The organism is Bacteroides reticulotermitis JCM 10512 (assembly GCF_000517545.1).
Lineage (GTDB): Bacteria > Bacteroidota > Bacteroidia > Bacteroidales > Bacteroidaceae > Bacteroides > Bacteroides reticulotermitis.
In genome coordinates this window covers 43,062-66,339 of the sequence record NZ_BAIV01000028.1, presented here as the reverse complement: position 1 = coordinate 66,339, position 23,278 = coordinate 43,062, and the positions used below count along the sequence as shown (strand labels likewise).

Sequence of the window (23,278 nt, the reverse complement as noted above, 5' to 3'; positions counted from 1 at the left end):
TAAAAAATGTAGCATAAACGTAATGTTCATATGGAAACTATCAATTATCTTTGCCTACGGTTTATTAATCACATAACTAATTATATTATGTTAAAAAGAATGCGATCTTTTTTACTTTTGGCAGTGCTGCTCATTGCAACTGCTATTCGTGCTCAGGTCACCACTTCCAGCATGAGTGGTAAGATCACGGCACAGAATGAACCCATTGTCGGAGCAACAGTCGTTGCTATCCACGAACCCTCCGGGACCCGTTACGCAACGGTTACCAACATTAGCGGGCAGTACAATCTGCAAGCGATGCGTACCGGTGGTCCGTACAAAGTCGAGATTACCTACATTGGTTACCAAAGTGTAGTGTTTAAAGACATTAATCTTCAGTTGGGCGACAACTACGTATTGAATGGCTGGATGAAAGAATCCGCCGAGTTGCTGGATGAAGTTGTAGTGAGCGCTTCCAGAAACAGCAACATGAAATCAGACCGTGCCGGGGCAATTACCAATATCGGCAGTGACCAGATCGCTTCTTTGCCCACAGTTAGCCGCAGCATGAATGACATGATGCGTTTGACTCCGCAAGGCGCTAACACTGGAAACGGATTTGCTGTAGGTGGTGGTAACTACCGTCAGTCTTCAGTAACGGTCGATGGTGCTGCGTTTAGCAACACATTTGGTATAGGTTCAAACCTTCCTGGTGGTGGTTCTCCGATTTCTTTGGACGCTTTGGAACAGATTGCCGTATCGGTAACTCCATTTGATGTTCGTCAAAGTGGATTTATTGGTGGAGCGATCAATGCTGTAACCAAGAGTGGTACAAATGAATTTACCGGTTCAGCTTATATGTACCTGAACAATGAGAATTTGAGAGGTAATAAAGTAGGTGATTTAGAACTGATACGTGAGAAATCGCAACTCCACACTTACGGTGCCAGCCTTGGTGGAGCAATTATCAAAAATAAGTTATTCTTCTTTGTTAATGGTGAGTATGAGGATAATGTAACCGCAGGTCCTACCGGTAGAGCCAGAGAAAATGGCACTGATGCCTGGGGTTCTAAGACTGCCAATATTCATCGGCCAACCGTTTCGGATATGGACGAGATCCGGGACTATTTCATTAGTAACTACGGATATAATCCGGGACGCTATCAGGGATATTCGGTTAATACACCAGCTTATAAGCTTATGGCTCGTTTAGATTGGAATATTAACGATAATCATAAAATTAACTTCCGTTTTACACGTGCACATTCAAAAGATAGTAACGGACCTACCTCTTCAACATCTCCGTTGTATGCTAATAATATTTACCCCGGAGGAGCTGACATTTCCAAAGGGGCGGGTAATGTAAACCATGATGCCGCTTTGTATTTCGAAAATTCTCGTTACTTTAAAGAGTACAACTTTACATCATACGCTTCTGAGTGGAACTCTAAGTGGTTGGATGGCAAATTGAATAATGTGACTCGTGTGACTTACTCTTTCCAAGATGAGCCGAGAAGTTATAATGGTGCCAGCGATTTCCCAACGGTCGATATCCTGAAAGACGGTGCTGTATATGCACGTCTCGGGCCGGATGTTTTCTCTGTAGGCAACCTTGCTCAAGCTAGAACATTTGTATTAACTGACGAAGCTTCTTATTCAACAGGTATTCATAACCTATTGGCTGGTGTTCAGTTTGAATATAATAAGGCGACCAATGGTTTCCAACAAGCAGGTAATGGATATTATATCTTTGATTCTTGGGATAACTTCAAGAATAATGCCTATCCTTCAGCTTTCGCCATCACACATTCAAACGCTGCTGACTATAGCCAGTTCAAAGCAGAGATGAAGACCCTGCAATATTCACTGTACGTACAAGATCAGATGAATATCAATGATAACTTTAAGTTGACTGCCGGTGTTCGTTTCGAATTGCCTAAATATCCTTCTTTGAAAGATAACTATAACGAAGATTTCGCTCGATGTGATTTTGGTGGAGTTAGCTATTCAACAGACCAAGTACCTTCTGCAAAAATATCTGTTTCTCCTCGTGTAGGTTTCAACTGGGACATCACTGGCGAACGTAAGTATGTACTTCGTGGAGGTACAGGAATCTATGTAGGACGCTTGCCATTTGTATGGTTAGTTTCTGCTGTAGGTAACTCGAATGTTGGTCAAACCCAATACTCTTATACTGATGTTACTAAGGCTACTTTAAAACCCCATTTCCAAAAGAACGTGTCGGGAGTTTTAAATGAGTTGTATCCGAATGGCAGAACTGCTACTATTACATCTCCAGTCGATCCTACAATTATTGATAAGGACCTGAAGATGCCATCAACTTGGAAAACATCTTTAGCTTTTGACGCTAAACTTCCGGGTGATATCAACTTCACTTTAGAAGGTATATTCAATAAAGACATCAATCCTGCGGTTATTTCTAATAAGGCGATTAAACCTGCTGATGGAACAACTACTTATAGCCCGAACGATACACGTAGTAAATATGCCAGATATGCAGATGCATCATGGACTAACAAATCACAAAACGCATACTTCATTGAGAATGGTGGTCACAGAGCCTATTATTACTCCATCACGACTCAGTTGGCTAAAACGTTTGATTTTGGTTTGAATCTGTCCGCAGCTTATACCTACTCAAAAGCTAAGTCTTACAGCGACGGTATTGGTGACCAGGTAACATCAGCCTATAAAACCAACACCTATTCTGTAAACAGTATCAACGGTCATGAAACCGGTTACGGTACCTATGTATCTCCTAGCCGTATTGTAGCTTCTGCCGGATATCGTCTAGAGTATGCAAAGAACTTTGCTTCTTCACTTTCTTTGGTTTATGAAGGAATGAATATGGGATATGCTGGTGGTTATGGTTATGCTCGTTACTCTTACACATTTGCCGGTAATATTATTGGTGACGGTGGTGCTAACAACTTGCTTTATATCCCCGGTTCCAGAGAAGAACTTAATGATTGGGACTTCGCTGAGAAGACAAAGAATAGCGTGACTAGCAAGTATGATGACTATAAATTGGATGGACAGCTTTATACGGCCGATCAGCAGAAAGATGACTTCTGGGCATATATCAATCAAGATAGCTACCTGAAGAATCATAAAGGTGAATACGCTAAACGTGGTGGAGCTACCATGCCTTGGCATCATCAATTGGATTTGAAATTCATGCAAGACTTCTACATGAATGTAGGTGGAAAGCGCCACACACTTCAATTCGGAGTTGACGTGAAGAACTTCCTGAATCTATTGAATTCAGATTGGGGCTTGTATAAGGTCGTAAACAACACGAATCTCTTGGCTTATGATAGCAATGGAGAAACGGGTACAGGTGCAGGCAAAGGGTTCACGTTCCAAAAGAATAACGGACAGAAATTGTCTGAGTCTTATACAAAATATAAGAGCTTCAACTCTACGTATTCAATACAATTTAGCATACGCTATTTGTTCCATTGATCAACTGATTCTAAAATTAATTTCCGAGCTGACTCAATATGTATATATTGAGTCAGCTTTTTTATTAGTGATTTTTTAATAGTATGACCTAGAAGTCGTTTTTACATGTGCGTGAATAAATTTCTTAATATTGATTAAATAAAATGCGCAAAAAGCTTTTTTTATTTAGGTTTTTTATGTATTTTAGAGGCGAATAAAAGGACTAGTCGACGAGTGCAATTATTTTATTTCTATTGGTTTTCTTATTGATTTGTTTTACTATCTAAGTATTCACTTAAAATTAGAACATTATGAAAACAATTATTAAATCACTTCGGACTCCTTTTTTACTTACTTTGGGGATTTTCCTCAGTATTGCTATTACTAATTGTAGTGATATGGATGAACTAGACAATCTAAGTAATGAAGTGGAGATTAAAACACGTGCTGTACCTACAATTGCTTTTGATTGGGAGAATGTTGATTGGATGCCAACACCTTCAATGCAATCTCGGATACCTACTCCTTGGGTTGGACAGGGAAGTCTAGTGGGGGTGTATGGTTTTGATGTCGTAAATGATAGAAAAGCTATTAATGGTTGGGAATTGCTTTATAGCACTTTTGATGAAGATGCTAGAGCACCACTAGTTAACCCTTACTTTATACTTTATAATAAGTATAGGGGAATTATGCGTATATATTTATATTTGACAACTTCGTTTGTAACTTCCTCTTCTTATATTCAGGATGGGATATCTATTGTTGGTCATCGCTCTTCAATGTTGAATTTTTTGGGAGGTGAAGCTGTAGATATTAGTAGCTATAGTCAACAATACATGCAAATACAACCCGCGCCTAAAGATGGCTCATTACCTTTAGCATCGAATAGATGGTACATGCTACAATATGAAATTGCATATGACCCAAATTTAGAGAATATTCCATATAATGAAATACAGATGAGTTGGACTTTAAATTATTATAATATTCAAACGGTGGAATTAGGAGGTCGTGCTGTTGGAAAGCTAAATGGGGTTATAGGAAAATCCTCTAATAGGGACTTCTTTACACCTTTGGTTGGAATTGGACAGACTATAGGTACAGGTGTCCTTGCGGGTATAGGAAGAGATTTTATAACTAATAATACAGTAGATAAAAATACAGGTGAGAATAAGTTAGGACTGTCTGGTCGGGTTTTTGAAGACTTGTCTAAAGGTATTTCCAGTGCATTATCAGCTGCTAGTGGGAATTTGCCAGGAGCAGTAATGAAACTTTTTAGTGCTATTGTTGGCGGCAGTAGTGAGACGCCTATTAGTATGAGTCTAGATGTTAATATGAAATTGACTGGTACAGGTAAAGAAGGAGGTGCATTTCCTTCAACTCCTAGTTCATTTTGGGTCCCAGGAACATTTATCCCATCTAATGCTGTGGGATATATTCCTTTGTATAATAAACCATTAGGAGTCTTGTATTTGCGTGAAAAACCTGTAATGAAGATAACTGAATTTGATGAACTTGAAGAATGGGAGCTGGATCCTCAATATGGTCATGATATGATTCGCACATATACGCGAATCTGTTACTTGCCTAAAAAAATAGATTTTTCTAGTTATTTAGTAATTAACCCTGAAGTATTGAAAGTTGCCAAAGTAGAAGTATTACAGCAAGACTTAATTAAAATTCATACAAAGGAGATTAATCTAACTTATGATTATTGTCCTAGTGGTTGGCTCTTTCCTTATGGAGTTCGCTTCATAGTTAAAGTTTCTCCTAAGGATGGGAGCCAATCGTCTATTTTAATAAAAACATTTAATATCGATTATGAGTTGATAGGATTTTAATAAAATAATAGTCACTTTTGATGAAAATAAAAGGAATGAGCTTTATATGCTTGTTCCTTTTATTTTATTGTATCTTATTTGATGAAAGGAAACGGTGTATGAGTAATTCTAAAGATTCTGTTAGCATAAATAAGTGGTACCATTTTAAAAGTTCTGTAAAAAGTATGCAGAGACAGTCTGTTGGTATTACATAAAGGTCTTTAGATTTTCATCCGCATGAGTACCGGTTTATGATCACTGTGTTCCAATTCCGGTGAGAAGTACTCCAGCCCGATGAAGTCCGCGGTGTGGAAAATGTAGTCAATTCTCAGCAAACGTTTGAGGTAACGATACGTGTGCATATATCCTTTACCACAGGTTTGGAAGCCGTCGAGTAGCTTGGTGCCTATAATCTGGCGATACGTGTACGAAGACGGGAGAGAGTTCAAGTCACCACAGACCAGTGTGGGATGAGGGGAAACGTCCACCATATGGCGGAGGTAGTTTGCCTGGACAGAGCGTTTTTTGAAGTTGTCACGCAGTCCGCTGATTAGAGTCGACAAGGCCCGACAAATACCCTGTCCGCTCTCGATCTTGAATTCTCTTTCCAGTTCGCGCCGGTTGTGACTCACGGCTGTGGTCTGCAAGTGGTTGTTGAATAGGCGGACCACTTGGCCGTTGATGTCGATGTCGCACCACAGGCTGCAATTCTTGCTGTCGGGGTAGGTGACGAGTTGCTGAGCACGGATGGGGTAGCGGCTGAAGATGGCCAACTGCAAGAGCGGGTCTTTGTTCGGTGAGCCAATCGGAATGTACGAGTACGTCCATTCCGAAAGCGTGGTGCGAATGCTGTCGACCGTAAAGTCATTGTTCCCGCCAAACTCTTGAAAGCACATGACGTCCACCTCCTGCGTTTTCATATAACTGGCTATTTCCTTGCACGAACGCGCCACATGATCGCTGCCGAACCGGTCTACATTGTACGTTGCCACCACCAGTTGTGTGTAATTAGCCGAAGCTGTTGAATCCGTCTGAACATACAAGTCGCTCGCTGTGTTCGACAGTTGGATAACCCGCGTCAGAAAGCCCCAGTTAGCCACCACGGCAAGCAAGGGGAGAAAGACCCAGAACCGCCAACGGATGGCCCAATATAAAACCGCTCCCATATTCAGGAGCAGCAAAGTGGGGAGGAACAGCGCGACGAACGACGCGAACATACACTCATACGGAGATATATAACCGGCCAGACAGCCGATAAAAGTAACTCCTGCCAATACACAGGTCAGGAGGATCGAGATATAATAGAACAACCGAAATACTGCTTTCATTTTTGGACATAGAAAGGTTAAGAATACATATATTAACGCATTGAGCCTTTCTATTGTTTAGCCACTGTTTTCAGTTTCGCCCAGCCATTTGCGGATGGTTGCCTTCAGTATATCTTTCGAAAGCGGTTTAGCCAGAAAGTCGTTGCATCCCGCTTCGAAAGACATTTGCCTGTCATTCTCGTACGCGTACGCGCTCTGCATGATAATCGGAATGGTGGGAGATAGTTCACGGATTATGCGGGTTGCCTCAATACCGTCGAGGTTAGGCATCTTGATGTCCATCAGAATCAGGTCCGGTTTGGCGTGTTCGAATAGATACACCGCTCCATACCGTCTCGAGCACGTACCAGGTTGTACGACGACCGCAGGATTACATTTAGCAGATCGTAATTGTTGTCCGTATCTTCCGCGATGAGTATGGTCGCACGCTTTTGGCCTTCGGGCTTGGTCGTGGGCAGATTGAGCGTCGTCCCATCGGTTTCGACAGTCTTCTCCAGCACTTTATGTTCGTCCGTGTCTTCGTTGTCCGTCATTTCGCTGGGTAGCGTGAAGGTGAACGTGGTTCCTTTGCCCGCCATTGAGACGACCGAGATCGTCCCGCCCAATCGTTCGACAATTGTTTTGCAGATAAACAGGCCTAGTCCCGTGCCCTGCGCGAAGTTGTTCAGTTTAGCGAATCGGTCGAATACCAGACCCACCTTTTCGGGTTCGATGCCCATGCCGGTATCCGTGACGTGGAAGACGACCATGTTGTCCTCCATCTTGTAGCCGTAGCTGATTGCGCCCTGCGTCGTGAATTTAAACGCGTTACCAATCAGGTTCGAGATGACCTGGAACACCCGATTCTTGTCCGATACAATCACGATATGCTTGTCCGAATTTTCGTACACCAGGCTGACCCCGAGGGGGGTACGGAACACATGAGCGTCGTACACCTCCCTGCATAAGCTGTCGAGGTTGACCGGTCCCAGGGTGAATTCTACGATGCCCGATTCGATTTTCGACAGGTCGAGTATTTCGTTGATCAGTTGCAGCAACCGTTCGTTGTTCGAGCTTACAATTTCGTAGAACGAGCGTCGTTCGTCGGCATCAGCGCTTTCGGCTATGAGTTGCGAGAATCCTACGATGGCGTTGAGCGGTGTTCGGATTTCGTGGCTCATATTGGCGAGGAAAGCCGATTTGAGTTTATCGGAAAGTTCCGCTTTCTCCTTCGAGGCTTGCAGTTCCCGTTTCACCATTTCCAGTTCCGTGATGTCCCATTCGATGCTGATGATGATAGGCGACACCAAGCCATCCCCGTTCACCCGTATTTTCCGTTTGTCGAGGATGAGTAAGTTCCCGTTTTTATCTTTCCCCTCCAGCGTCCAGTGCATTCCCACGCCTGATTTGGCCACCAGTTCATCCTCCTCACGTCGCTGATGAGCGATTTCGATCGGGTAGAAGTCGTAGTCATTTTTGCCGACCGGGTTTTCGATGTACGAGTCGCGGTTGTGCGCTTCGTTGTTCCAGTATATATAGTTGAAATCGTCGCTGATATCCTTCACCACGATACCTGCGGGCAGGTTGCCGATGGTGTTGTCCATGATGCGGTTGAGCCGTTTGATCTGCGCTTCGTAGCGCATTCGGTCCGTTATATCGTGTGCGAACGACCAGAAGCTTTCCTCTCCCGAATCGTTGGTCACCCGGTAGATCATGCCTTCGAGCGCCACCACCGATTTATTGTTCTTGATCGGGTGATAAGCCACAAAACTACCGTTGCTGCCATCGATTATCTCCCGGCAACGTTCGTCCCATTCCTGTTCCGACTCGACGTTGGCTACAATGTCATAGATCTTCAGATTCTTATCCGCATAATCCTCCGACAAGCTATGATTCTCGAGGAACTTCCGGTTGGCGAAGATCAGCGTGCCGCTTTGCGTTGCGGCGAAGATACTCTCCTTAGCGTTGTTGATCGCGTGTGTGAGCGTATTGATGTCGTTGCGCCGATGTTGAATATCGGTCACGTTTTGTATGTAGCCCTCCAAGCGGAATTGCCCGTTGGGTAAGACTTCCCTCGAGTACGTTTTGATGCGGATGTAATGAATGCTGTTATCAACCCGGATCCGGTAGTTCATGCTTTCGTCGGTCAGCGTATCGCGGTTGCGTTTCCACCAGTCGATAAACAGCGTGCGATCCTCTTCGATCACCACCGTAAGGTACTGGCTCATGGTGACACTTTGTACCGATTCCTTGCATAGAATCCCCGTATGGCCCATGTACTGGAAAGTATTGTCGTAGCTGTTGTAAATCCATTGGCCTATCTGTGCCGCCTTTTGGATCTCCCGCAGCGTATGGTTAGCGTGTTCGAGCAAGCGTTTGACGTTACTTCGTTTCGTGATGTCGCGATACTGGCAAAGCACTAGATCGTCATACGGATGCATGACACATTTGAAGTAGTATTTCTCCTCGTTTAAAACGATTTTGTAATTCTTGTTAAGTGTGACCCGTTCGTTGAGTACTCTTTCGAAGTCAGGTTTCAATTGTTGCAAGGTGTATTCGGGCAATAAGTCGAATATATTTTTCCCCAACAGCCGTTCCTCCGTCATAAACCAAAGGTCGCTGTGGACATCAATATCGACGCAAATCCCATCCGAGTTGACCAACAACATCGTGTCGGCGGTCATCTTTAGAATCCGTTGGAAATTATCGGGATTATGTAGTGTTCTGCTCATGTTCATTCGCAATTATTAGGCAAAATACTGGTTATTCTGTATTTCATTATAAAGGTAACAAAAAAGTTGAAAGATTGGTTTATCAAAACTGAAAATATCGTTTCAATGCAGTGACGGTTGGATTTTCGGGGAATCATACCTTTGCCCTCCGTGATTTTTCCCAAGCTCCGTTGCCCTGTCTTTTGCGTAGATAACCGATGCCTTTGAGTACGTTGATGTTCATAAATAGAAAGTAATAAGGAATGAAAAGATATTTGTTTCTGATCTGCCGGGTCGAAAGCACATAACCCCTCCATCCTGCCAGATAGAAGACCGCTTGCAGTATCAGTAAGGTGCCGTAAAGGCAGTTATTCCCGCCTGCCAGGCAGATTGCCAGGTTGAGTGGGAGCAGTGCAAAGAGTAGGAAAGGGTGATGGACCACCGCAGTACCCGGTGCGATACATATTGAAAGTTCAGTACACCGTAGCGGAACGGATTTAGTAAAGCTCGCAGCCGTGCGATGGATTGCCACCCTCCGGCAGCGATGCGTACCTTTCGTTTTTCCTCCTCGCGCATATCCGCCGAACCGCTTTCGAGTGCATAGGCGTTGTTGCAGTAGGCGATGATGTAGCCCCGCATGGTGATTCTCATCGAGAGTATAAAGTCGTCGAGAAGCGTGTCCGGCTCCATCGGTTCAAAGAGTTCCCGGCGGATGGCAAACAGTTCGCCGGCCGCCCCAACAGCCGAGTAAAGGCGTGCGTCGAGTGCTTTCAGGGTCGATTCGTACCGCCAGTAGATTCCTTCACCACCGGCTGCCGCTCCATCTTTTTCCTGAGAGGCAACCCGTTTCTCACCTGCCACGCAGCCCACTTTCGGGTTGCAGAAGGCACGAACGATTTCCCGTACCGCTTGGTCGTTAATCATCGTGTTGGCATCGGTGAAGATCACCAACGGCGAATCCACGAGCCCCATTCCCCGCGTCATAGCGGCAGTTTTCCCCTGTCGCTGGGGTTGGAAGTGCACGGTAACCTTTCCCGCCCAACGGGTTTGCAGGCGTTGGTTGGTGTCGTCGGTCGTTCCGTCGGTCACCCAGACAATATGGAGCTTGTCCGCCGGATAGTCCAGTGCCAAACAATTCTCCATCTTCTCGTCCACCACCGCTTCCTCGTTGTAGGCCGTGATGAAGAGCGTCACTTCAGGTAGCAGGCTGTCGGTATCAGGCAGTTGCCACTTCGTGGGTTTGACAAACATCTCTTTCAGCCTGACCAACAGGTAGAGCAAAATCCCGTAGCCAGATAGGTGTAGAACACCACAAACAGGGCGATCCAGAAGATTATCTCGAGACAAAGTAACGTGCTCATAGTTGCTTCTATTTGATTCGTTTATTCAATGCATCCTTTTGAGCCGACTCCTTGAGCATGCTCACAAAATAGGTGGCATCAGCCTTTGCCGACGCGTCCGACCGATTCTTCTCATACCGTTCCACAAAGTGTTCGGCATGCTCCGCCAAGTACTTCCGGCAGTCAATGTTCAGCATCAGTCCCTCGCCGTAATTGGCGTACGACAGCCCGGTGACCGTTTCGTTGGACTCGACCGAAGCAATGTCTTCCAGCTGCAATCCGGCTACGTTCACCGTCACCGAAGGGTAGTAGAAATACGAGCCGGCTGTTAGCGTCAAGGTCAGTTTCCACGTAGTTGCGTCTTGCTGTTCTAACTTTATCAGACTGCGATTGCGGTAATAAGTATATTCATAATACTCCTCTTGATTGGGAAACCATACACTGTCGTCTCCATCTTTGCCATACGAGTCATTGATCCATTTCAGCAGATCCACCCAACCAATATCCGTGTTGTGTACACCTATGTAAATAGCCGGTAACTTCGTATAAGTATCCGAAGCAAGCGTCTGCGTTATTCGCTGTTCTACCTGAGCAGGCCTGTCGTAGAATGCTCTTTCTATTGGCGTATGATCTATATCTAAACCCTCTTTGAACGGATAGACTTTCAACGCTCCGGCTTGGGCAGTGAGTGTTGAGATAAGCGGGTAATTTTGGGCGGCTTCAAGATATGCCTTATCCCCGCCGGGCTCTGCCAACATCTTACATCCTCTTCCGGATAGTTTATTTAGTATAATCTCCTGCGACTTTTCAAAGTGAGTGACTAGGTCTTGTGAGGTGCTGTTATCCATTTTCATATCATGGAACGCAATCCCGACGCCATAGTTTAGCATCTCTCTCACATTGCCCCATATCAACCCCGATTTCAGGAAAAAACGATAGTAGTTTTCGGTGAATCCTTTGAATACATTCGTGGTTGCGTTCATATAATCCCATTCAGGAGCGAGAGTCGTGGTAAACGAGAAACGCACCTCACGCCCCGTACCGTCCGTGGAGCCCAGCGTCTTTCCCAGAAAATAAGCGTCCGGAGGTAGATCCCCTTCATAAAGCTGTGCTACGTCATAATAGTATCTGTCCGATATTGGTTTCCCATGGATGGCAGCCCACGTTCGACTAAAAGCAGCCGGTTTGCAGTCATCCTGTGTAAGCATGAATAACCACTTTTTATTATATTTAAGTGCGGGCATGTTTGCCGTCAGACCAGCTAGCGGCTTGCCGGGTTGAAGGCGGATCGTGATTTCGATTTGTTTTTCGGGCGTTTCGTTTATAAACGGATACAGAAAGTCGGTTTCGCTAATCACCTCTCGCGCTTGTCCTTTGTCCTGTGTCTTATCATCCGGGTCATACAAACTCTGCTGCTTGACACAACTCATCGTTGTCAGGCCAATCCACAGGATACATAGATAAAATAAACTAGTAGAATTCATGCGATTATTTCTTTATCATATTGTTGTCTTTATCTTCGTATTTTTTTTGGGAAGTGAAAAGTCCACTGAGACCTTTCAGCCCTTTAACGACCCGTAGCTTGAAGCTGTTCGCTAAGCTTCCGTCGGTGTTCAGCGTACCGTTGCCCGTCATCACCCGGGCTTTCTTCGAGCGAATGAAAACGAGCTTGCCATGTGGTTTCATAGCCAGAGCCAGCGATCCGTCTTCACCCCGGCGAATATCCGTGCGGAATCCGAAATGTCGTCCCAAAACCGTGTGGAAGCCGAATGTCATACCGCGTACACAGAGTTCGGGACGATTGATAGCCTGAATGTTCAGGTAAATATCCCTGAGTGTCTCATAGCACCATAACCCCAGCTTCGATTGCCCCTCCTGCGGCATGAAACTCCACAAACTGAATGTGGCTGCTACGCCAGGTTTCATCAACGCCTTTACGTGCGTTTCAATATAGTGTGGCGGGTAGATTGTGTCGGCATCGATGCATAGATGATACGTACCTTTTGCATGATCCAATCCACATTGGCGTGCATGTCCCGGCCCTTTCTTCTCCTCGTTGAAGTAGGTTACGCCCAAGGTCTTCAACGCTTGTTCCGTTCCGTCGCTTGAATGATTGTTGACGGCAAGTATCTCAATTGGGAAGCTGCATTGATTTTCGACAAGCGACCACAGGCAACTTGTTAGATGAAGTTCCTCGTTGTAGCAGATTAGAACGACCGAAACCAGCGGCTGTTCATGTGTGTTCAGCGTTTTTAGTTCCCGCTCAATACTGCTAATTATATCTTGCGGAACAGAACCAAAAGGTTTCTCGTATATTGTCAAATACTTTTCAAACCATTTACTCATGAATTAGTTCTTAAGGATTAATGACTCGAATAACTTCTGCCATTGAGGCATTACATTCTCCGGTAGGTATCTTTTCACATTTTCTCGGGCTTTGCGGCCCATCTCCATGCGAATGTCTTCGTGTTCAATAAGATATCCTATGTTTTTGGCCAACTGCTCAACATTACCGTTTTCCACAAGCAATCCGTCTTCTCCATTTTTTATAATGTCCGAAGGGCCATGCGGACAATCAAAAGAAACGCAAGGAATGCCACATGACATTGCTTCTGCTAATACCAAGCCAAAACCTTCCCAGCGGGAACTCATCACATAAAAATCACTCTGCTTATATTTGTCATAGATATCGGGAGTGGCATGATACAGATAGACTGCTGTTTGTAAGCTCTTCTCTTCGATTTGCTTGGATAACATTTCTCTATCCTCTCCATCTCCGTATATCTCTAATGTCCAGTCAGGATGTTGCTGATGTACGATGCTCCAAGTGGCTAATAATAAATCATAGCCTTTCTGTTCGGTTAGTCTGCCTGCACTGATGACCCGCTTATGCGTTGAAGTATTGATTGTTAACTCTGGCGGATAGTAGTGCAATAGGTTAGGAATAACGATCGCATCGGTTATTTCTGACCAGTCTCTGGCATCATTTCGGGTCAGGGTAACGAAAGCCGACATCTGCTGCACAAGGCGATGCAATTGTTTGTTTTTCCATCTAAACGCTAGTCGTGTGAAGGGGTTTTTCACTCCTTCAATATCTTTTTCAATGCTTTTTCGCATGCTATGACTTTCCAATATCGTGCGCACGCTATTACCCAACAAGTTCATTCCCACCATTGTTGGAAACTCACAACTAGCTCCTATCACGATATCCGCTTGGGTATCACTTACCAAATCTTGAATCTTTTTGAAGAATAACTTCTCCATTTGTCGATGCGCCCACATACGTTTAATAAACGTGTAAGTGTACTCTTTGTAGAACAGTATGCCCAAATCGATATGGGTGGCTTTCGGGGATAAGGGATGGATGATGGGGTGTGTACCTTGCTCCCAAGTAACTATATAAATTTTATATCCGAGGTTTTCTGCCAGATAGTTTATCTTGTCGATGAATATTCTTTCTATTCCGCCATACACGGCCAGCGATCGATATAAATAGATAATAGTCATTTTATATGCTTTATTTAGTTGACATAAGTTCTTCAAATAAGGCTTTCCACTGAAGAGAGATGGCTTCCATTGTGAAGTCTTTAGCTCTTTGATGAGCCTTTTCCCCCAACTGCTTGCGAATGTCCTCATGCTCAATCAGGTAACCGATACGATTCGCAAGCTGTTCGATGTTGCCATCCTCTACCAACAAACCGTTTACTCCATCAGTTATCATGTCGCGTGGCCCGCAGGGACAGGTGAAAGCAACCGGAGCGACTCCATACGCCATTGCTTCGCCCAATACCAACGGCAAACCTTCGTAGCGGCTTGATAAAACGAAAATCGAACTCATGCAGTATTTGTCGGCAATGTTCGAAACCGTATGATGGAGTATGCAGTTCTCGTGTAGGCCTAATTCATCTATTTGTTGCTGGAGAACAGTTTGCAGTTCGCCTTCTCCATAAATGTCCAATGTCCAGTCCGGATGCTTCTGAGCCACTATGGCCCAAGCGGCAATCAGCCTGTCGAATCCTTTTTGAGGAGCGTATCGCCCTACTGCAATGGCATGTTTGGACGATATATCCGTTTGCTTTCCTTCCAATGGCGTTGCTATGGGATTGGGAATAACCGTTATGTTGTTTAGTTCAGGCCAGTCTTTTGCACCTTCATGGGTGAGTATGACAACTTTAGATAGCTAGATAGACCCCTGACGAATCTTTTCGACCATCTTTCTTTAATCAGGCCGATCCAGAAATTCTTGCTTTGCACCGCTTCTGCCCCGTAAGCATACCGGCTGACGTGGAATTCTCCCATCTTAATACTACCATCTTTCAAGTCAGTGATGAAAGTAAGCTCCCGGCGTAAAGTCGAGATCGTGATATCCGGTCTCAATGAATTTATGGCATTGGATAACCGTTTGCGGAAGCGGCGGTAGCGAAACGGAAATTTCAACGCTTTACTTAGGCGTGATTGATCATACGGCCAGTCGAAAACAACATCCAAGTCGATATGTTTCACCTTTGGCGAGAGCGGGAAATGCGGCTCCTTGCCCATCTGCTCCGAAGTAATGATGTAGACCTCATACCCTTCGAAATGCTCCGCGAAATAGTTGGCTTTGAAGGTGACAATTCGCTCCAGCCCGCCCGGAGCATATAAAGAGGGTAAATAATAGACGATTTTCATGGTGCGTTATTCATTTATTTTAGCGATGATCTGTTGGGCATATTCCTCTCCGGCATCCGATACCTGCTTGCCGTCGGCTGCCTCGTTTACATACTTACGTTCCACTTCACTTTCCGGTGTGCGCCCATTTTCCACCATTCGTATTCCACATCCACGTGGCCGATGTCGATTGCCTGATAGCCTGCCTTGAACAGATCGTAGGCCAGAATCGTGGCCGTGGGGCCTAACGCGATGAGAAACAAAACTCCTTTTTCCTGTTTTTGGGCTTCCGTCAGAATGTCATCGTAGCGGTCGAACGCGTTGCAAGGCGGACAGAGGATGCGTCGGATGCTGCGTGCTCCGTCGAAAAGGTCGTTGCCAACTCCCAGCCGGCTTTTCTCACCTTCGATGAAGACCACATCGCGCCCTTGCCAGATGTCGCGCATGTTGTGAAACCATTTGGCAGAGTTCGCTTTGTCGGCGAAGTCCATATACGGGCGGGTGACAAATGTGTTGTAATACACTCGGTTCGGCACCAGCAGCCGGTCCCACCAAGAACCGTAAATGAAGAAATGCGTCCGCCAGAAGCGGCGTGCCTTCCGGTTGTATCGGTATAGGTCGGTAAACGTATCGGATATGCAGACCAAATGCCCCTTTTCCTGACTTCTGAGCACCTCCTTCAGGCGTTCCGCCATGCGGGCATCCCCCTTTTGGAAGCCGATGTTTTTGTCCGGCGAGGTGAGCAACATCTCCCCGTCACCGAAGCGGCTCACCGAACAGCGATCTACAACGATGCGCTCAATTGTTTCGTCGATAGAGGCTACGTGCGGAATGACCTTCTGATGGCGACGAAGTACCATGTACCAGAAATTATACCATTCTACGGTGATCCCGTATTTGAGCTTGTAGCGGATTTGTTGTAGATTCATATGAGTAGGCTCCTTTAGGTAAATTAGCTTATAATTGATCTATCACTTGTTGCATCTGGCTTTTCCAGGAAAGCGATTGCTCGATCGAACGGCGTATCTCTTCAGGCGATAAATGGACTGACTCTCGAAAGCGTGCCAATTCATTCATATCCAACGGAGATTCGTCTGCCGGAACTCGCCACACATAGCTGAATGTCGAAATCACTGTCCGTCTCTGAGTACACAAATGGAATACCTCGCACGGCATACTCTCTGTTTTTTAGTGAGCGAAGATGGGTGATTCCACTGCGATGGCGTGCCAAACTGCCGATACCCATCTGACAATGGTCGAACAGCGTATCCAAATCACTACCGAACATGGCTCCGTGAAAATGTACATATTCCACCAAATTGTTTTCTTTGACCAGCCGGTGATACTCGTCTACAACTTCGGGTACGCCTACGCCTACGATATGTAGCATGATGCGAAGCGTCGGGGAAGGACTCTGCTGATAATAGTTCGCAAGCCCACGGATGGCCCGATCGAAACCATGCCACGGATGAATGGTGGCAATAGCAATCAAGTGTAATTCGTTGAGGGGTGCGTCAGGTAAAGTCTTTTTCAGTGGAATCTCATCAGGATCTATACCGTTGGCTATGCGTATCGTCGGTCGTCCGAAGATCGTTTTGTGGTCGGAGAAAGTCACGATTTTATCAATATAGCGGGCCATGGTACCTCGCAAGCATTTGTCCATGAATAAAATATATTGATAGGGCAGAGGCAGGCTCTTGTATTCCTGATCGTAGGGGTAGGTAGGGATTTCCATGATCACCTTGATCCCTTTTCTCTGTAACTTTCGGTAGAGATTGATTAGAAACGGTGTTGTGTTGTGGTCACAGCGGGCATATACCCACTCGATGCCTTCTTCCACGGCGTACCGGTAGATGCAATCGAGTCCTGTACGTTTGCGTATTTTTCCTTTCAGGCCGCTTCCGTAGTCTTCCAGAATGGCGTTGTCAATCATCCGGCGTTTGTGATTGTCGGTGTCGTCCAACCAGCAGACGCGTACATCCGCTCCGCAGGCACGAAGGCCTTTTACCTGGTAATGTATCTTTTTACTGATTCCGCTTGCTTGGCTGAAACCGTGAAAGATAAGAAATAGAGTTTTCATTCCTTTTTCGCTTTTCTCAATCTTTGTACAGCTTTCCGTACGACGCCCCCAATGTCATACTCATGCGTAAGCTGTATATACAGTCCAAAGATACTAAAAGTTAGCAAACTTTTCGCTATAAATGACAAAAAAATGTGCGTCCCGTCCAATGTTATTTGCAAGGGTAGCAAACACCCCGCTAAAAGTAGGCTGAGGGCGAGCGGTGAAAGTAATTGACGGATCAGAAAACGAAACTGCCGACGGCCGAATGTCACCCGGTACATTATCCAGTAACATTGCATGAAGTTGATGGTGAACGTGACGGTGATGCAGGTTGCCACCGCTGTGAGTGTGCCGAAATAGAAGATTCCCAACAGCATGCCCGCTACGTTGAGCGTTGACGAAAACACCCCGCATACGAATAAACTACGGGTGTCGCCCGAGGCTTGAAAGATGGAGCCGGACGAGGAGAGTATGATCTGCACACCGACCGAAAGAGCGAGGATGCGAAACACCGGAACGGAGGGCATCCACTGGTCACCGAAAATGAGAAGTGTCAACTCTTCGGCTGTAAAAAATAAGAACACCGCCATTGGTAGGCCGATGAAGGCGAGGAAGCGGAGGATGCGTTCGTAAGACACTGCCAGCCGTTCCCGGTCGTTCTGAAAATCGCTTAGCACCGGGTGCATCACCGGGGTGATAACCTGCGTGATATTCTGCAAAGGGAGCATCATCAGGCGATACGACTTCTCGTAATATCCCAAAGCGGACATATTCATATACTTACCTATCAGGAGTTTGTCGAGGTTGCGACTGAAGTAGTTGATCACATTGAAGAGGAACTGATAGGCGGAGTAGGAGAAGATGCGCCGAATGGCCGTCAATCCCCACGACAGGCGCAGGCGTTGCGGGTAGCGGGCGTAGGAGACAATAAATATCAGTATGCTCGACAAGATTGGGTTGATAATAAGTGCATACAATCCGGCTCCGCAGAAAGCGGCGGTTACGGCGGCAATTCCCCCGATCACCTGAATGGTGAAGCTCCGCAGGGCGATGAACCGGAACTCTTTGTTGCGGTAGAACATGGCTCCGGGCACGATGGTGGCGGAGGCGAAAAAGAGGTTGACCGACAACAGTTGGCAGAGCGTGCGCAGGATTTCGCTCTCGTAATAGTCGGCAATGGCCCACGAAGCGGCGAAGAACAGCAGGCTGATTACGATTCCCGTCCAGATGGTAAACGAGAATATGTTGGATAACTCGCGCTTGGTAAGCGACTTATGCTGCACGATGGCGGGCGAAATACCCATATCGGTGAGCAGGTTGAAAAAGGCGATAATGACTGTCGCGATGGCCACCACACCGAAGTCGTCGGGGGTGAGTAGGCGAGCTAGTACGCCCGCCACGACGAGGGAAACGATAACACCGCTGTATTTGGCCAGAGCGGTGTAGAATACACCCGAAAAGAGTTGTTGTTTAATACTTTTTGCCATCGGTTACCGATTTTGTTTGTTGCCCGAAAGCGCGGATTTGAACAGTAACACGGCCAGGTTGCGGAATGTTACGTATCGTTTGTATTTGAAAAGGCTGATCCGTGCCAGTCGCAGGCGTTGGCGCAGGGGGAGTACGTGGGCTTCCCACACCATGGCGTTGAACATCTGTCGGAGGTAGGCGTCGATCAGGCTAGCGATGTATACATCGGCTGTCTGCCGCTTGTAGGCGAGTAGCTTATGGGTTACTGTGAGGTAGCCTACCAAGTTACGTTCCGAAAATTTGCGGGTCATAGTGGAGTCGGCACGCATACGTCGCTTGAAAAAGGTGCGGCGGATGCAGGCGGTTCGTTGGGCCTGGAGGTAGAGCAGGGCGGTGAAAAGTTGGTCTTCGTGTACAATGCCGGGGGTAAATCGCAGGTGGTGATCTTCCAGAAAACTCAGGCGGATGAGACTCAGGCAAGGCGAGGGGGTATAAACCTGCCGGTTTATTTGGACTTCGAGTGCCCGAGGCCCGCTGTAAACTTGGTCGGTCAGCTTATCGGTACGTTTGTAGATCAGCGGGGGCGCGTTGGTAATTCCGTCGTAGAAGTTCTCGGCATCGAAAAACACAAAGTCGAGTAGGTCTTTTTCGCAACGAAGGTAGCAGAGTTCGAGGGCGTCTTCTTCCAGCAAATCGTCACTGTCCATGAAGTAGATGTACGCCCCTTTGGCTTGTGCGATGCCGGCGTTGCGTGCCATCGACTGGCCTTGGTTGGCTTGCGGATATATGCTGATGCGAGGGTCGGTGCAGGCGAGTTCGGCCAGGATGTCGGCACTTTGGTCTGTTGACCCATCGTTGATCAGGATAATTTCCAGTTCTTTGAGGGTCTGTCGCATGATGCTTTCTACGGCTGCCCGGACATATTTTTCGGTGTTGTAGACCGGAATGACAACGCTTACTTTGATAGGGTTCGTCTTCATAAATTTATTTCTTGAATGCGCGGCTCTTTTTTCCGCTCTGCCAACTCGTTGTAGAGGTTGGCGTATCGAGTGCCTACTTCCTTGATACTCATTCGATCGAGGGCGTAGTCATGGTTCATTTCTCCTTTCAACTTGCGCGACAACCGGCGTGCCTGAAGCAGGGCGTGTCCGATCCGGAATTTGTCTCCGGGGTGAAAGGTTGGGTTGCCTGTTTCGCGCAGCAATTCGCCGATGTTACCGCTGTCGGGCCCGGCTACAACCTTGCGGAAGAGGAAGGCGAGCAGGATGTCGCTGGTGCTCAAGTCACCTTTCTGACCAATGAGGATCACGTCTGCGGCAGCGATATAGTACGGCAGGTCGCAAGGGTCCACCACTTCGTCACTGGCTCCGGCCCGTAGGTTGAACCAGCGGTTGAGCAGGGGAATCAGTAGGTGATATCCCATTCGTGAAAGGTAGCGTTTGAGTGGTTTCCCGGGGTAGGGGTTTTGCCTTGAAAAGGGGTATAGGCGTGGTGCGAGCAGCAGTTTGTGGTCTACCGGTGTACGACGGAATCCGCCAACGGTCAGGCGTATTTCATCGCGGCTTCGATATTTGCCGAGAGCGGCTACAATAAACGCGCCTTGAGGAAGTCGCAATTTCTGTCGGGCATGTTCGGTGCTGATATCTTCTTTATAAGTATATTGGTAGAGGTGGTGGGGGATGACCACGTTTAGAGCCTCGGGGTAGAGCTCGATAAATTCCCTGTGGCTGAACGCGCCCATGTGTACCACCACATCACTGTTCGATTCAATCACGTCGTAAGCACGGCCAATTATTTCGTTGCCGTTTTTTGGGCGGCTGTTGTGTCGAGTATATATAAATCGGGTGCCGGCGGACCGAAAGTGAGCGATCCGTTCCTCCAATCGGTGGACTGCCAACGGATCGTGACAATTCCACCCTACCACCTCTTCCGGCCATTGAAAGTGTATGACGGCGTAGTGAGTAGATGGATTCCAAAACTCTTCGGTCGAGCACCGGACATCGATTTTCCGTTGCCGAATGGCGTCGCATAGGGTGGGGACGAAGAGGTTGTCCATCTCCCCCGACTCACGGAAGACAATCAGAGCTTTAAACGGTCCGATGTCCGGTGCTGTTTTTTTTAGTTTGTTTTTGTCCATTCCAAATACTGTTTCTTCTAAACACAAAGATAATAAAAGATTTTCGTCTTTCTATTTATTACTACGCTTCTTTTTGACCAAAGTTTGCTTTGCTTTTTCCGCCTCCTGGGCCTTGCGTTCGCAGCTCTGGGTATAGTGGGTGTTAAATTGCACCTTCTTCTGTATGGAACGGCGCCTTTGGATCTCCTCAATATCGTCGGTGTCTTGCACGAAGAAGATTTGGGATTCGTCGTACTTGTCCAGTTCAGAGGAATCAACGGATTTGAACACGATGCATTTCCCGTTGAGCAGGTTGATATACATCATTTTGATAAGCCGATAGGGGTAGATCATGCATTTAATCGACTTCAGGTGATTGAATACCGCTTGTATGAACAAGACCACTAGGAAGTTGCTGTGATTCTCCAGCCTCCATGCACTACTCGAGTTAACGGTGGATCGTAACCCAAGTCCTTTGTGGGACAGAGGTGATAATAAACGCAATCTTTTCACAAAACGACCGAAGATTACATGAACCCGTCTTCTTATTTCTTCAAGTAAAATCTCGTCGTCATTCTTAATTCGTGTTAATTTTTTCATGCTTTTCTCTTTTTAAAAGTTTGAATACAAAGGTTTTAAAAATTTCGCAGATAGGGTTATTCAATAATGAATAACCCTAATTCAAATGAATGAAAGATCTTTGCAATCACGAAGTTAACTCGTATTGAGATGCGTAAAATAAGTAAAAATAATTATTTAAAAAAGAAAAAATGAAGAATGATAATTTTTTTAAGCACGATGCTTCGGCTTGTAACGGAGAAAAGATGATGAACTTAATCGACAAAGAAGGTTTGCGTGGGTACGGCGCTTATTGGGTGTTGTTGGAAGCGTTGCGTAAAGGGGCTGATTTGTGTTGTCCGCTGAGCATTTTACAATCGTTGGCGGTTCGTTCACGAGTACGGGCGTCTTACTTGCTGCATATCGTGCAAGATTTCGGCCTTTTTGTGGTCGAGAAAGATCATTTCTATTCACCGGGTATGAAGCGGCGGATGTCTACCTATTTGCTGAGTAGCAAATTAGAAAGTGTTAAAAAACGACCTAAAGTGTTGGAAATGAGCGAAAGTTCGGCTGTACCCGCGCGTATAACAGAAAAGAACAGAACAGAAAAGAATATTACCGTCGTTGACAGTAATATTGGGGGCGGGCAAATTCCACTGAAGCCCATTATGGGTTGGGAGGCGTTGGTGAACGAAATGGCGCTTTGCGAGGATTACATGAATCAGGCCGGGGTTCATTCGGGATTGGGTGGACTTTACCTCCGTTGCCGGAAACGCATTGTGGGGCTGTTCAAGACGCATATTCAGCTTCAGGGAAAACAGGAAAACCTGCTTACACTGGGGGATGTGAAGTCGTATTTCACGAATTTCATTGCTGCGGGAACGGTGACGAATCGGAAGGTTCGGGAGGCTTTGCAAAGGGAGAAACTGGAGGAGGAACGCTTTGACTTTCATCGCTTTGAGACGGTTGTCGATGGGCAGCGATCGTACTTGGGACATCTCATCCCCAATGACGCCCCGCCACGTCCTGACCCTTCCTCGGTATGGGACAACTTGCTCAAGCAATGGCATCACTGAGTCTGCTCTTGGATGCTCGCTGCTTGGCTTTGGATGTTCGCTGCTTGGCTTTGGATGTTCGCTGTTTTGGCTTTTTGGATGTTCGCTGCTTGGCTTTGGGATGTTCGCTGTTTGGGTTTGGGATGCTCGTTGCTTCGCTCTTGGATGTTTATTGCCCACGTCTTTCGGGAATTTGCCCGGCTCTCCGACGCTCATTGCCCTGGGCAAGCAGTCCGTAAGCCCTGGGCATTTGGAAATTTGCCCAGGGCATTCTGAAGAACGTTTTTTGCAGAGCGATTGCTGGGGTATGATTTGACCGCTAAGGCCATCCAACTCCTGAAAACCCAAGAATGAAGGGGGATTATTCCTCCCCGACAGTCTAAGGCAACCAGCAGCTGCACAACCCTTGATGGCTCACTAAACAGCAGATTAGCTAATTCTGACAGTCTAAGGGCGCAATGAAATTATTAACTTAAAACCAACGAATAAGCATGAAATCAAACGGAGAACTGAAACGATCCGGTTAGCCCAATATCGCTTGGAATGAGCTTTGCAGTCGCTAGAGCTTTCGGCAGCTATCGGTGCGTCCTTGCATCTGCCGGCTCCGAATCAAGCAAATAGGCGGTAAAATAGTCAGAGAACGGACGCTGATAGCCTAACAGTACAGCGAATTTATTGACTTAAAAACCAACGAACTAGCTATGATTCCAAACGGCAACTTGAATCGGTTCGGCTAGTCAAGTACCGCTTG

The 23,278-nt window shown here is 46.4% G+C and carries 12 protein-coding genes and 5 pseudogenes; 4 read left to right on the top strand and 13 right to left on the bottom strand.

The genetic code is table 11. The features are described 5' to 3' along the window. The first annotated feature begins 87 nt into the window (after positions 1-87). Both JCM10512_RS16010 and JCM10512_RS16005 read left to right on the top strand, forming a co-directional pair. Entirely contained in the window at positions 88-3,465 is a 3,378-nt protein-coding gene (locus tag JCM10512_RS16010; protein ID WP_044164710.1) for a TonB-dependent receptor, read from the top strand. Positions 3,466-3,755: 290 nt separating this feature from the next. After that, positions 3,756-5,285: a hypothetical protein gene (locus JCM10512_RS16005; RefSeq protein WP_052517252.1), complete on the top strand. Its 1,530-nt coding sequence runs from the start codon at positions 3,756-3,758 to the stop codon at positions 5,283-5,285. A 200-nt stretch (positions 5,286-5,485) separates the two neighbouring features. Here JCM10512_RS16005 and JCM10512_RS16000 read toward each other — a convergent pair whose 3' ends face one another. The 13 genes and pseudogenes from JCM10512_RS16000 to JCM10512_RS15940 form a co-directional block, all read right to left on the bottom strand. Next, on the bottom strand, positions 5,486-6,592 hold the full coding sequence (locus tag JCM10512_RS16000; RefSeq protein ID WP_044164699.1) for an endonuclease/exonuclease/phosphatase family protein: 1,107 nt from the start codon (positions 6,590-6,592) through the stop codon (positions 5,486-5,488). 57 nt (positions 6,593-6,649) lie between these two features. Then, a pseudogene (locus tag JCM10512_RS15995) lies at positions 6,650-9,303 on the bottom strand (PAS domain-containing hybrid sensor histidine kinase/response regulator). Positions 9,304-9,436: 133 nt separating this feature from the next. Beyond that, positions 9,437-10,643, bottom strand: a pseudogene (locus tag JCM10512_RS15990) (glycosyltransferase family 2 protein). An 8-nt stretch (positions 10,644-10,651) separates the two neighbouring features. Continuing rightward, positions 10,652-12,106, bottom strand: a complete 1,455-nt coding sequence (locus JCM10512_RS15985) for a polysaccharide deacetylase family protein (RefSeq protein WP_044164698.1) — start codon at positions 12,104-12,106, stop codon at positions 10,652-10,654. A gap of 4 nt (positions 12,107-12,110) precedes the next feature. Beyond that, a complete protein-coding gene (locus JCM10512_RS15980) occupies positions 12,111-12,968 on the bottom strand; it encodes a glycosyltransferase family 2 protein (RefSeq protein ID WP_044164697.1) in 858 nt (285 codons plus the stop codon). 3 nt (positions 12,969-12,971) lie between these two features. Further along, the gene (locus JCM10512_RS15975) at positions 12,972-14,129 is read right to left on the bottom strand and encodes a glycosyltransferase family 4 protein (protein WP_044164696.1); all 1,158 of its coding nucleotides are present in this window, start codon (positions 14,127-14,129) and stop codon (positions 12,972-12,974) included. Positions 14,130-14,139: 10 nt separating this feature from the next. Continuing rightward, positions 14,140-15,290: pseudogene (locus JCM10512_RS15970) on the bottom strand (glycosyltransferase family 4 protein). A 6-nt stretch (positions 15,291-15,296) separates the two neighbouring features. Next, a pseudogene (locus JCM10512_RS15965) lies at positions 15,297-16,198 on the bottom strand (SP_1767 family glycosyltransferase). 28 nt (positions 16,199-16,226) lie between these two features. Continuing rightward, positions 16,227-17,349, bottom strand: a pseudogene (locus tag JCM10512_RS15960) (glycosyltransferase family protein). Beyond that, positions 17,346-18,818 carry a lipopolysaccharide biosynthesis protein gene (locus tag JCM10512_RS15955; RefSeq protein WP_044164695.1) on the bottom strand — a complete coding sequence of 491 codons (1,473 nt, stop codon included), beginning with the start codon at positions 18,816-18,818 and terminating at the stop codon, positions 17,346-17,348. The pseudogene JCM10512_RS15960 and the gene JCM10512_RS15955 overlap by 4 nt, the downstream one beginning before the upstream one ends. Before the next feature lie 3 nt (positions 18,819-18,821). After that, positions 18,822-19,778: a glycosyltransferase gene (locus tag JCM10512_RS15950; RefSeq protein ID WP_044164694.1), complete on the bottom strand. Its 957-nt coding sequence runs from the start codon at positions 19,776-19,778 to the stop codon at positions 18,822-18,824. After that, on the bottom strand, positions 19,775-20,935 hold the full coding sequence (locus JCM10512_RS15945; RefSeq protein WP_044164693.1) for a glycosyltransferase family protein: 1,161 nt from the start codon (positions 20,933-20,935) through the stop codon (positions 19,775-19,777). Before JCM10512_RS15945 ends, JCM10512_RS15950 begins: the two co-directional genes overlap by 4 nt. Positions 20,936-20,986: 51 nt before the next feature. Continuing rightward, positions 20,987-21,514, bottom strand: a complete 528-nt coding sequence (locus JCM10512_RS15940) for a hypothetical protein (protein ID WP_044164692.1) — start codon at positions 21,512-21,514, stop codon at positions 20,987-20,989. A gap of 170 nt (positions 21,515-21,684) precedes the next feature. Here JCM10512_RS15940 and JCM10512_RS21515 point away from each other — a divergent pair, with 170 nt between their 5' ends. Next, positions 21,685-22,548 carry a DUF7833 domain-containing protein gene (locus tag JCM10512_RS21515; RefSeq protein WP_052517251.1) on the top strand — a complete coding sequence of 288 codons (864 nt, stop codon included), beginning with the start codon at positions 21,685-21,687 and terminating at the stop codon, positions 22,546-22,548. Next, positions 22,515-22,766, top strand: coding sequence for a hypothetical protein (locus JCM10512_RS15930; RefSeq protein ID WP_148298434.1), 252 nt, complete (start codon positions 22,515-22,517; stop codon positions 22,764-22,766). Before JCM10512_RS21515 ends, JCM10512_RS15930 begins: the two co-directional genes overlap by 34 nt. Positions 22,767-23,278: the final 512 nt, after the last annotated feature.